Genomic DNA, 12513 nt, shown 5'->3' with positions numbered 1-12513 from the left:
CGACTCATCGACATACAGAATTACCCGTTGCTCAACTTGCGCTTTTTTTGAGTTCGGGTAAACGCTCGTTTCGCCATTGCTCAACCCGTTGGGGATTCTGCTGGCGCGCTTTGGGTTGGGGTTTCTGGCGAGTCCACTCGACCTTTTTCAGTAAACGTCCCACTTGTGAGGGATCGTAACTAACACCAAAGAGTCGCTTAATAACTTCATTGACACGAGGCCTTGTCCAGATATGACCTGGAAATCCTTGATATTCAGCTCCTTTATTCAATTTCTCAATTAACTGAGTCAGTTGCACGTCGGTTAAGCGGCAGGCTGGTCCAGTGGGCTTACGCCAAACTAAAGCGGCTTGGCCATCCTGACGATATTTTTTCAGGGTTCGACTAACCCAGCCCTCCGTTAGGCCCAATGCCTGAGCAATCTTGGTTTGTTTCCAGCCCTGATCTTTTAGGGCTGCACATCGCTTCCGCAGTAGTTCATAGTCAGATGGTTTGTAAGTTGCCATGATTGGCAAAGAATCAAACTTTACAAGCCTACTCACGAATCAATAAGTTTAAACTGATCACCAAAGATAATGGAAGTTGAGCCAATATCTGGTTCTGCGTGGGTTTATTCTATTCAATATTGAATGGCTCTTGCCCTAAAAGCAGCAATTTCATTAAGACATACTCGGATTGAGAAGTGCCTTTTGATTTAGTAACTGTACGGATCTAGCGGTGCACTACTTCAATAGTATTATTGGTATATATGATTTGTGATCTCCTTGTTATAGTTATACTGAAAGTAGTTCGACAGGTGCGGCAATTGCGACGCCAGGACTCAATGACTTTGGGATACCGTAAGCCCAATTACTTTCCAATTGATCCAAATACCACTCGGTTTTTTCTATGGATAGCATCTAACTATACAAAGAAATAAATGCGTTCGAGTGGTCGACTACAACATTCATGGATCAGCTGCAAAATTTTGTTAGTAACTCGGCTAATAGTAGTCTTTGAAGCTTCCAGCACATACATATTCTTGCTGAAGATTACCATCAAGGTCGCGGGAAGTGGCCATTTCGACAGGTCATAGCGAAGTTTATGACTTTTTTTGTCATTCTTGCGATTTGAATCTTCGTATTATTGAAGATGAGCTTCTATACTCGAGTTTCTTTAAATCGCGAATAAATGGCGATTTTGGAGAATCGAAAATTTGAGCACCAGCAGGCGCTCTAACTGGTTACGATAAGGCTTAAGCTGGCTTAAGGAACTCAGCACGGCTTGCCGAAATTGAGACGCTGTGGAGTAGTAAATCGCATCAACAACCTTCTACCGCATAAATTTCCATAGTCACTCAATGGGGTTAAGATTGCGCGAATAAGGCGGAAAAAAGTGTAGTTGTAAGGGTTTTTCTGCCAGCCAGGCCTTGACCTGTCGGCTGCCATAATAGAGGGCCGATTCAAAGTAAACGTGAATCAACCATTTGCCTGGATTAGCTGATTGCACCTGTTCCAGCAGCGCAATCGTCGAGTCGGAGTTGATGGTGACATCCTAGCGGGCGATGACCTCACAGGAGTTTAGGGCGTGCAGCATTGATGTTGACACAGTAGCGGGCCGAATTACAGGCTGTGGAGCGCTGCTGACCGCGTTCGATCCAGCCGTAGCGGAGCGCATATTCTAATGGGCATGGACCACATCAGCAAAATAAACTACTTCATCGGCTGGTAGTTGATCAACCTGCCGGTGTAAGCCCGCTACGAAGGCGCATTGCTGGTCAGCATCCGCCTGGGGGCTACCAGCGTGGTTTTCTTGTAAGCCTAGCCCAACTGGTATAAGAGTTTGACGAGTCCCTGCGGGTGATAGCTAACGGCAAAGGTAGTTTGAATACAGGCGGCTATCTCGGTCGCTGAGTGGTAGAAGCCTAGGCAAAGTTGAGCCTGGAGTTGCCCCAATTGTACCGAGTAGAGTCCATCTCCACCAGCCTGCGTAGGCACTGCCCAGGAATCCTTCATACCTAGGCTACAAAATTATGGTCATAGCAGTACACCGTCGTGTGGTCGATGCCCAAAACCGCTTCTACCTGATCGGGGTCGAACCCTTAATCAAGCATAAGGATGATAGTGATTTTAACATAGTCGCTTGGCCGGCTCCGTGAGTTGGAGTTGGCGCAATAAATGGCATTAGTTATCGGTTAAGGTCACTAGCATCAGAAGTAAAGAAAACGAAAACACCTAATTTAGTCGCAGTCTTTTTACTGATTAGTGTAATTTATCTTTCAATTTCTGTTCTAAAAAGATCTTGAACTCTGGAATCATATAAGACGCCATCACAGCCTAATAAACGGTCTCCAGTCTTTAAACTATAGCTATCAGATGTAAGGCAAACATTTGCCTTACATCTGACACAATTAATATAATAGTCTCCTTTCTAAATGTGATATAAGCAAATTAACTGATCTACTTATACAAATAAACTTATTGACGGGTAGCATTATTTATTCATTTAATAATAAAGAATGTTGTTAAATGAATTTTCATTAGATGATTTTCAAGCGGGAACAATTAAGTTATTCGCAAGTTGTTATCTGAGATAAACCACATCTTAAAAATTACTCCTAAAACGTGCCGCTCGAAGGTTGAGGCTTGTAGTTAACCTTTCTATTTATGAGAGTCAGTTAAGAAATGCCTACTGTACTAACATCTGCTGATGAAACAAAATTGTTGAGAATGTCAATGTTAATATTGTTTAAATTCAGAGATGCATTTATCAAACCCATTTCATATAAACCATTAACTTTTCCTTTTCCACTACCTGAATAATCTATTCCCATTGTCTTCAGTCCAAGAGCAGAAGCGAAAATACAAGCATGAAACCTCATACAAATAGCGCTTTCAGCCAGAGTTATATAATTAATTATCTCTTTAAATGTAAGTTCTTTTTCAACGATACAATAGTTTTCTGCTGATTCAACCTTATCCAAAATATCCAAAGCAGGATTAACATCAGAAAATCCATAGTGATCGAAATTAAAAGGGATGTATAAAAAGCCAATGTTTGAATTGCTTTTAATTAGCATACTAAGAGCGGCAATTACATTATCATGGAGTGATTTAAGGTTAGCACCTTTAGCATATTTGGACCATAAAGGTCTTAAATTTAAAATGACTATTTTTTCATATTTTGAAGTGAAATTAACTAATTCGTTAGGTATAACTTTTTGAAGCGGTTTATTTGCAAATAAATAGTCAAAAGCAGGATCAACTTTCAAAATATAAGGTTTATCAATTTTGACATTTTGTCTTAAAGTTATTTGATCAGCTTTTCGGAAAAATTCTTTACCTAAATATCTGCCTAACTTCGAATTAAATGGACCGAAACCACATCCTTCAATGAAAAAAGGTAATTTATTTTTGATAAAATAGTTAATAATTTTAAGATTAAACATCATATCCTCAAACAACTCCATTATTGGGCCACCTCCATAAATTACAGCAGATTTATGGAACAAGGAGTGCTTAGAAACAATATTATATTTTTCTCTATGAACAACTGATATATTTATATCCGAACTAAACTTTAAGCCCTTTATCCAGATTTTAGTCCTATCTGGGCGTGAAGATAAAACAACGAAGTTTTTAGTTCCATATTTCTCTTTAGTCCTCAGAATAACACCTCCTAATATGGCACTATCTCCAACATGCTCTCCACCGTATGCACCCACAATTACACCTAATTCAGGTGAAATATTTTCAAAAGTTTTCTTCTTATCAAATAAAATTTTAAATTCTGACTTAACATAGCTGTTAAATACCTGTAAGAGTTTACTAATTTTCTTATAATTTTTTACAAAAGAAGGGAATTTAGAATTAAATGTTTCCCAAAATAGAGCGAAAGGTGACCAAGCTCCACTTTGGTCATGCAAGCATATAGGGCATTGTGTTTCAATAATTTTTTCTCTTATATCCATACTGGTTTTGCTGAAGTATAGATCAATAGGGTCTACTTTTAGTCCGTTACCAATACTTTGATAGCTAATACTGCAATGAAATAAATCACCAGATGCTGAAACGACAATACCCTCATTTTTATAGTAGCAAGGAGCTTTTCTTTCAGTATTGTTAGCTAATCTATTTGCTAAATCTTTATAAAAGAGTCGTCTGGCGGGATTAAGAGTTGACTGTTTAAGATCACTGTAACTTAAAAAGTCACTCATTACAGAATCTAACCTTTCATAGCTGCCTAATTTGTTTATTGTTTCTTTATTGTCTAACCTAGCAACTTCAACAGATCTTCTGACAATAAAATTATTACTTAAATTTGATAAGGTTTTAAATGATGAATTAAGATAATTAAAATTCAAAGGTGTAACAGTGTGTTGTACTTGAACATTAATTCCAAGGGCTTTAGCGATTTTAATTGTTTCAGTAGCCTTATCATAGGCAGTGGAAATTCCCCTGTTAAGATTATGTATATCTCTTTTACCATCAATTGATACATTTAAGGTAAAATGTATATTCTTTTTGTCAAGAATTTCTAAAATTTTAGGCAAAAACTGAGCCCATCTATCGCTGTGATATCCATGTGTGGTTATACTTAAAGTTTGTAACTTATGAAGTTGTTGTTTAAGAATCTCAACTATTTCAACTAAATCTTTTCTCAAAGTAGGTTCTCCTCCACTTAAGCCGATGTGCTTTACTTTGCTAAACAGTTTACTTGAAAAAAGTTGTTCTATTTCTGAGATACTCATGTCATTTTCACTGCTTTCTTTCCAAACATCACACATCACGCATTGAGAATTGCAATTGTCGGTAACAGGGAAATTTACATTTTCAGGTAAAGAGACTTGACCCCAAAAACGACTTCTTTTGAAATAGTAGTTTGCAATGTATTTCAGTTCTTTCATGGTTACAAAATTCTGATGAGGAAAATTATATTCAAAATTCAAACAAAAAACTAGTTATTTTTATTTGAAATAGCATCATTATATATAGTATATAATTGATGAAAGTTAGCCTCAGAGTTGTATTTATTTTCATAGTCGAGTCTGGCGTTTTTATACATTTCTGTTTTGTCTAATTTTAAAAACTTTTTAATTTTTTCATTTAAATCTTCAGGCTTATTTTTAGTGAATAACAGTCCATTGAATCCATCAACTACTATCTCATTAATGTTGTCTAAATCAGTTGCAATAACTGGAGTTGCTGTCGAGAATGATTCCAGTATGGTCATAGGCATACCTTCATACCAAATTGAGGTAAATAACAAAGCTTGACAAACCATCATTTTTTCTCTTATAAATTTTAGATCTCTTTTACCAAGATATTTTACGTTTGGCAGTTCATTACTTATTTTTTCTATATCAGAAGCCAATGGCCCATCGCCTATGATTTCAATATTATAAGTTCTCTTTTTCAGACTTTCAATGAGTAATTCAATTCCTTTTTCCTTACTTAATCTTCCAACAAATAAAAAGAAGTTTTCCCGTTTTCTGTCAATATTACATCCCAAATCTTCAATGAAATTTGGTTTAACAGTTACAGTTTTTGGGCTAATTTTAAGTGCTGAGTCAATAAATTTCCTTTTTGTGAAATCTGTTAAAAATATATACCGATCAATATAAAGATTCCATGTCTTAAAATATTTGTGTAATGAAATTACTAATGTAAGCTGAAACGATTTTAATAAGGAGTTTTGAAAACATTTATTAATTATTCCGCCTAAAGGTATTATTTTGTTGACACATATTTCGCATATCTCATTATTTCTTAATAAGGTTGATCCAATACATATCAATCTGAAATTATGTATAGTCATAACTACAGGAATATTTGCTTTTTTCGCTGGAAATAAAATAGATGGTGAGGCATAATAAAATAAGTTATGAACATGTATAACATCAGGATTAAAAGACTCGATCTTTTTTTCAATTTCTTTTTTTGAATCTAAATTGTAAACTGTGTTAGTAATTGTTTTAAAGATGTTAGAAGACGAATTCTTAAACGATTCATTTGAAAAAAGAAGAATTTCAACTGTAATTCCTTTTGACTTTAAAAGTGCTGCCTCATTGTTTACAACACTGTCTTCACCACCCTTATATTTATATTGATTATGTATAATTAGTACCTTCATTTTTCCAAAGCAAATTGCATACTATATGAATTGATTTCTTTAACTTTCGTTAATATCATTTTATTGTAAAGCCCAGCAAAATACCAAAAAGGATAAGCACCCATTGGCCCTTCAAAATACACATCAAATAATGAATTTATTATAAATACTACCAATATAACATATATAGATTTTGAAATTTCAGATTTTGGTTTTTTAGTTAGCAAATACATAAATAAAATGAGCCAAAGAGTTGTATACACAATACCACCTCTACTTAGTATATTTAAAACAAAATTATGCGGACTTCTCAGACTATTATCTTCTAATACTTGGAAGCCATCCAACTCTGCTAAACTGATACCAAAACCATCACCATAAAATAATCGGCTTATTGATAATTTATTATTGATAATTTGTGTCCACCATTCTATTCTCCAAGCCCTAGATCCGCTTAATCCTTCTTTATTATTATCTATAAAAATTGATATAATGTTATCCGTAATTTGATTTATACTTATAGTACGATTTAAACCCAAATTAATTTCAACATTGTTTAAAAAATAAGAAGCTGTAATTAATAATATAATTGATAACACACTAAAAGCCAACTTTTTTTGTGTTATTTTATTTCCAAAGACATAAAATAGAGCAATGCCAACAACTAATATACTTGCTCTACTAATCGACAATAATAGAATGATATTTATAGTTAAAAATATATTTTCTAGTGAATTGTTTTTTGCTCTATTTAAACAACTTCTTAAAATAATGTATATTGACAAAGTTACAGCAACATCTCCAGGCTTTAAATGAAAGAGTTTTACTCCATTGATTTCGGGTAAATAAGATTGAAATACTCTAAAAACTACAAATAGTATTGGATATAAAAAATTGAATATAGTTAGATACTTGAGTATATTCGATAAACTTACAACTATAGTTTGTTGGTCAATATATTTGTTACGTTGTATGATAATGTAAATTGCAGGGTATAAAACAATCAATACATCTCTAAGTATTTCAGTTGGTATGTATCGAAAAGAATCAATCAATGTCACTCCTAATAATGTATATACCCATATTAATAATATAAGATACTCGCCGAATCCCTTTTTTTGATATAATACATTAGGTAGAAATAAAGTTAATGACACTAGTACAGTTATTTCTGTGATGTAAGCTCCTGTTACACCTAAATATGCAAATGTCTTATCAAGTACTAATAAGCCAATACAAACAAATGTTAACCAATTAAAAATTTTAGTTTTCATTTGACGCAGACATTATCTTAAAAACGAAAATTGAAAAAATAAATACCATAAAAATAAATAAAGAATTATATATAGAGGTACTGAAAATGTATACTAAAATTGCAGGAATAAATGATATAAAATATATTAGTATACTTTCTTTTAATGAGTTTCTTGATTTATTATAATTGTTAAAGAATGGTATATATGTGTATAGTATTAAAGGAATACATATAAGTATATATTTAGGTATACTTATATTTGTTAGACTAGCTACATAAAAGTAACCAACTATTGAGCAAATTAGGCATAGTCCTAGTAATACTTTTGATTCATTTCCTGTAATACTCGCTTTAAAGTATTTTAATCTGTCGGCACTATTACCTATTTTTAACATAGGTATAAAATAGAATGCACACATAGCTGAACTAATTTGATGAATAGGAGAGTATACGTTTAAGATATATCTATATGTTACCGTATTGTCTGTTTGTCCATTCAAGTAAAATAGCAATGGTGCTGAATTTATAGGTAACCAAAACAAAATGCTTGAGAAAAAATAAGTAGAGTAGTTTATGTTATTTTTCAAGCTTTTTGTTGGATAATAATCTTTTATTAAAATGCAAATAGGATATAGGCCAACAATTAAAAAAAATATATAATACTGGTTTGGAATTACAAACAATACAATTAATAATATTATAAAACTTACAATAGAATAAACGATTGTGTTTTTCTGTGTATTCAAAAATAAATTTTTCCTCCTTAAGTAATAAACATTTTGATAAATACATAAGCTTATTCCTATTAGTAATTTATTTAAAGATGTGATTTCAGAGTCTTTAAATATTAGCATCACAAGGAAGATAAATAGTATATATAATATTGAAATTACATTGAAATCATCTCTATTGACTTTAATGTTTAAGTTTTCTTTATTTTTATAAATTATTGCATCTACTATTCCTACTGAGTATATAGCTGAAAATAAGTTGTTTAGGCTTTGAAATACACTGAATGATGCGTAATCTTCTTCACTTAGTTTAAAGGATAATATAATTCCAACCAAAAAGCTTTGTAGCGAGAATAAGCCAAATTCAGAAAAATTTATTACTTTGTTCTTTAAATTGTTTATTCCAATTTTTTTTTCTAAAGTTGGAACTGTATTGAACATAATTTTTAAAATCATCACCACGCGTTCTTATTTCCATTTAACATATTTTGTGCGGTCCACCAGCATATTTTCAAGTCAAGATATACTGAGTTATACTTGGAATACCATACATCATATCGTACTCTATGTCTCATTTGGCTCAATTCTGATGTTTCACCTCTTAGACCTTTCGATTGTGCTAATCCAGTAATGCCTGGTTTCACAGCAAATCGATATTTATATTCTGGGATGATAGATAAATATTTTGCATCTAGTGGTATAGGGTGTGGCCGTGGGCCTACTATGCTCATATGGCCTGCAATAACATTTATAAATTGCGGTAACTCGTCTAGGTTCGTTTTACGTAATATTCTACCTATACGTGTGACGCGTGGATCATGTCTTTGAGCTTGTTTAAAAATGTCTTCCTTTTGATATTTCATAGTTCGAAATTTTAAGCATGGAAAATGACGACCATGCTTTCCACTCCGAAGCTGAATAAAGAGAATGGGACCTCTGGATTCCAATCGAATTAATAAACCGATTAATGGAATTAGCCAGGACAGCACAAGAATTGTTATTATTATCGATATAATGAGGTCTGTTGCCCGCTTCGTTATGGAATAGGATATACCTTTAGCGGGCTCCTGTACTTCGTAGTACGTGGAGTTCGGTTGTAACAGGTTGAGCATATCAGTTGAGTATATCTTAAAAGAAAAGCTTTAGAATAGCCCCGAATTTTTTCGGGGCTATTTATGTACTACGAACCAGGTAGCATTTTTTTGAAAAACGGTTTTTTCTTATCAGAAGCTTGATCATAATAGCCTCCTGAACCGTATCCATATCCATATCCGTAGCCGTATTCATACCCATAAGCACCACTTTCGTTGATAGAATTAAGAACAAGACTTAGTTTCCGAAAGCGCTGCTCTTTGTATAAGTTATCCACCATTTTCATGTGCAATTTGGGCGTCACCTCATGCCGAACTACGTACATGGTAGCATCTGTTTTTTCGGCCAGAATTTGGGCGTCGGTTACCAGACCGACTGGCGGAGAATCTACGATGATGTATTGAAAGCGCTCCCGCAATTGATGGAATAGGTCATCGACTTTATCACTCAATAGCAGCTCCGCCGGATTCGGAGGGATGGGGCCGCTGGTTAGTATGAAGTAGTTATCCATACCTGGTACGGGTTGAATGATTTCATCCAGCGTGACTTGGCCTACCAGGTAGTTACTGATACCTACGGTATTGGGGATGTCGAGCATGGAATGAAGTTTGGGTCGGCGTAAGTCCATCTCTAGAATAACCGTGGGGCGGTCAATGAGCGCCAAGCTAGCTCCCAGGTTCATGGAGATAAACGATTTACCTTCTCCACTGATACTGGATGTGAACAGGATGGCCAGGCTCTCGTTGTTCGAACGCAGGAACTGCAGGTTAGTCCGGAGCGCACGCACCTGCTCCGCCACAATCGAACGACTGTTGGATGTGACAACCAATGGATATTTATGCTTCGCGTACGCAATTTCACCGATAATTGGTGTACTGGTCAATTCCTCAATATCGGTGCGCTTAGCAATGCGGTTGTTCATCAAATCACGCCCAGCAATTACGCCGATAGGTATCAGTAAACCAATTGCTCCAAATAATATGAAAATCAACGGCTTTTTAGGTTTTACCGGTTTGCTAGTACTTCGGGCCGCATCGATGGTCCGGCTGTCGGAAATAGCCGACGCGTAGGAAAGGGCGGTCTCTTCTCGTTTGGCGAGCAAGTAGGTGTACAAATTATTTTTGATAGCCTGCTGACGCGTAATGTCGAGCAAGGCGCGCTCTTTGCGAGGAACGGAACGGATCATCGATTCAAATTTTCGGTTCTGCCCCACTAATTTCTGACGAGTACCGGTCAGAATGCTTTTCATCGTCTGAATGTTGTCGGAAATATTGGCTTTGGTCGATCGGATCTGATCATCGACCGAGCGGAGCATCGGGTTATTTTCCGAGGTTGTTTTCACCAGGTTTTCCCGTTGGAGTTCCAGCTCCGATACCTTCGTAATCAGGCCCAGCAGGGTGGGGTCATTTAGTCCGAGAGTAGAGGGTGTCGCACCGGTTTCTCCTGCCTTCCGGCGGATGTACCGTTCTACGTCTTCCAGCGCACCCAGTTGAATGTTGACCTGGCTCAATTGGGTGTCATTCTGTTGAACACTTTGCAGAAATATTTGCGATTCCGTGCTGATGTCGGTAATACCCTGCGTTGACTTATACGATTCAACATTTTTTTCTACCGAAGCCAGTTCGCCGGAGATTAATTCTAACCGGTCCTCAATAAATTTCAGGGTATTCGATGCCACCAAGTTCTTGTCGTTGATGGACGCTGCGTTGTAAGCTTCGACCAGCTTATTTAGAATGTCTTTCCCTTTTTGCGGAACGGGTTCTTCCAGTGCCAGCTGGAGCACCGTTGACTGCTTGCTGGTGGGTTCTACTTTGAGCTTTTCCAAATACTCCTGTGCCACTTCTTGAGCCGGTAATGCATGAACAATGACTGGTTCGGTTGCTGCATTGATAGGCTGCTTGGGGAAAAATCGCAGTCGCCCGAAAGGAGTGTCCAGGCTTTGGTTGACTTGGTAGGTTTTCCCGTTGACCCGAACAGTTTTGGCATCGGCAAATTCCACCGTCATGCCTTCTTCGTAAAGGAGAGGTTGGGCCTTTTCGACAATGAGCCGGATGGGCGATTCGGTGTAGATTTCGCGTTCGCCTACTTTGGTATCATGGAAGTAGGTAACATCAAGATCCAGCTCACCGACCACTTTCTCCATGAGCGAATATGATTTCAGGATTTCGGCCTCGTTTTCTACCACTTTAGAGGAGGTGAACAAATCCATTTCTTTCAGCATACTTTCCCCCGAGATACCCTTCTTCTCGTCTTTGATCAGAATGCTTGACTGCACTTTGTACTGCGGCACCTGATACTGTAAGTACGCGTACCCCAGTGCCAACGCAATGACCAGCGAAAGCAAAAACCATTTCCAGTTTTTCAGATAGCGGAAGAGAATGACCCGCAGATCGGGCTCTTTTTCCTCTTGTTGAGCGTATACGTACGGATTGTTGATCATAATGAGTAATTGCTGTATTGTATAACTATTTATTAATAAAATATAGAAATGGTTTTACTATCAGAGTCGAGACAAGGCTAAAGCAAGGATAGAGAGCGTGCTGATAATCAGCGGAGCAATCCGGTAAAAATTATCGGATGACGCAACTCGTGCCCGACCAGGTTCTACATAGACTACATCATTCGGATGTAAGTAGTAATAGGCGGACTTAAATAGGTCGCGCTGGTTCATATTGATCCGGCCGAATTCACGCTTACCGTTGGTTTCCCGGATGATTAATACATTATCCCGGCGACCATAAATCGTAATATCACCAGCCAAGCTGAGAGCTTCCGTAATAGTCATCTGCTCATTCGGAATGCTAAACATAGATGGGCGAACTACTTCTCCCAATACAGATACTTTAAAATTCAGGAATCGGACTGCTACGGTCGGTTCTTTTAAATAGTTTTTCAATTTTTCCTGAATAACGTCCCGGGCAGCTACGGATGTCAGACCGGATACTTTTATTTTCCCAACCATCGGCAACTGGATGGTACCGGCCGAGTCAACAAGGTATCCAATGGCCGACGTTACTGGAACCTGTCCCTGGAAAGTTTGGAAAGTAGCAACACGATCCATGCCAGTGAATGGGTTAAAAAATGCACTGGCTTCCGGATTCAAACTATTGACATTGATACTTAATATGTCATTCGGCTGAATGGTGGGAGTGAATCGATTGGTAATGGTTTCGGCTACAACCGTACTGTCGGGGGTAGGTGTTTGAAAATACGTAATCTGCTTTTGCGAAATACAGGATGAAAAACCAATGGCTACGATGCAAAATGCGACCCAATTCCAAATCTTCATGTGATGCAATATAAGAGTATACAGATGACTAGCTAGACAGAGTTATTCGACAAGGAT

At 36.7% G+C, this 12513-nt stretch carries 10 protein-coding genes; all 10 read right to left on the bottom strand.

Annotated features, from left to right (window positions below; genetic code table 11):
• Positions 1–31: 31 nt before the first annotated feature.
• A complete protein-coding gene (locus ACYVH9_RS16210; protein WP_460637412.1) occupies positions 32–505 on the bottom strand; it encodes a winged helix-turn-helix domain-containing protein in 474 nt (157 codons plus the stop codon).
• A gap of 826 nt (positions 506–1331) precedes the next feature.
• Entirely contained in the window at positions 1332–1523 is a 192-nt protein-coding gene (locus ACYVH9_RS16205; RefSeq protein ID WP_460637600.1) for a transposase, read from the bottom strand.
• 275 nt (positions 1524–1798) lie between these two features.
• A complete protein-coding gene (locus ACYVH9_RS16200; protein WP_460637411.1) occupies positions 1799–1993 on the bottom strand; it encodes a hypothetical protein in 195 nt (64 codons plus the stop codon).
• A 662-nt stretch (positions 1994–2655) separates the two neighbouring features.
• Positions 2656–4884, bottom strand: coding sequence for a polysaccharide pyruvyl transferase family protein (locus ACYVH9_RS16195; RefSeq protein WP_460637410.1), 2229 nt, complete (start codon positions 4882–4884; stop codon positions 2656–2658).
• Positions 4885–4934: 50 nt separating this feature from the next.
• Positions 4935–6110: a glycosyltransferase family 4 protein gene (locus tag ACYVH9_RS16190; protein ID WP_460637409.1), complete on the bottom strand. Its 1176-nt coding sequence runs from the start codon at positions 6108–6110 to the stop codon at positions 4935–4937.
• On the bottom strand, positions 6107–7363 hold the full coding sequence (locus tag ACYVH9_RS16185) for an O-antigen ligase family protein (protein ID WP_460637408.1): 1257 nt from the start codon (positions 7361–7363) through the stop codon (positions 6107–6109). The genes ACYVH9_RS16190 and ACYVH9_RS16185 overlap by 4 nt, the downstream gene beginning before the upstream one ends.
• Positions 7353–8516, bottom strand: coding sequence for a hypothetical protein (locus ACYVH9_RS16180; protein ID WP_460637407.1), 1164 nt, complete (start codon positions 8514–8516; stop codon positions 7353–7355). Before ACYVH9_RS16180 ends, ACYVH9_RS16185 begins: the two co-directional genes overlap by 11 nt.
• A gap of 14 nt (positions 8517–8530) precedes the next feature.
• A complete protein-coding gene (locus ACYVH9_RS16175; protein WP_460637406.1) occupies positions 8531–9187 on the bottom strand; it encodes a sugar transferase in 657 nt (218 codons plus the stop codon).
• Positions 9188–9255: 68 nt separating this feature from the next.
• Entirely contained in the window at positions 9256–11607 is a 2352-nt protein-coding gene (locus tag ACYVH9_RS16170) for a GumC family protein (RefSeq protein WP_460637405.1), read from the bottom strand.
• A 60-nt stretch (positions 11608–11667) separates the two neighbouring features.
• Positions 11668–12456 carry a polysaccharide biosynthesis/export family protein gene (locus ACYVH9_RS16165; RefSeq protein WP_460637404.1) on the bottom strand — a complete coding sequence of 263 codons (789 nt, stop codon included), beginning with the start codon at positions 12454–12456 and terminating at the stop codon, positions 11668–11670.
• Positions 12457–12513: the final 57 nt, after the last annotated feature.

The organism is Larkinella harenae (assembly GCF_054780515.1).
The sequence above is the reverse complement of the archived record's forward strand: the minus strand, read 5'-3'. Positions and strand labels throughout refer to the sequence as shown.

Coding starts and splice junctions, on each gene's coding strand:
- ACYVH9_RS16210 (WP_460637412.1), bottom strand. CDS start 505: ATGGCAACTTACAAACCATCTGACTATGAACTACTGCGGAAGCGATGT.
- ACYVH9_RS16200 (WP_460637411.1), bottom strand. CDS start 1,993: ATGAAGGATTCCTGGGCAGTGCCTACGCAGGCTGGTGGAGATGGACTC.
- ACYVH9_RS16195 (WP_460637410.1), bottom strand. CDS start 4,884: ATGAAAGAACTGAAATACATTGCAAACTACTATTTCAAAAGAAGTCGT.
- ACYVH9_RS16190 (WP_460637409.1), bottom strand. CDS start 6,110: ATGAAGGTACTAATTATACATAATCAATATAAATATAAGGGTGGTGAA.
- ACYVH9_RS16185 (WP_460637408.1), bottom strand. CDS start 7,363: ATGAAAACTAAAATTTTTAATTGGTTAACATTTGTTTGTATTGGCTTA.
- ACYVH9_RS16180 (WP_460637407.1), bottom strand. CDS start 8,516: ATGTTCAATACAGTTCCAACTTTAGAAAAAAAAATTGGAATAAACAAT.
- ACYVH9_RS16175 (WP_460637406.1), bottom strand. CDS start 9,187: ATGCTCAACCTGTTACAACCGAACTCCACGTACTACGAAGTACAGGAG.
- ACYVH9_RS16170 (WP_460637405.1), bottom strand. CDS start 11,607: ATGATCAACAATCCGTACGTATACGCTCAACAAGAGGAAAAAGAGCCC.
- ACYVH9_RS16165 (WP_460637404.1), bottom strand. CDS start 12,456: ATGAAGATTTGGAATTGGGTCGCATTTTGCATCGTAGCCATTGGTTTT.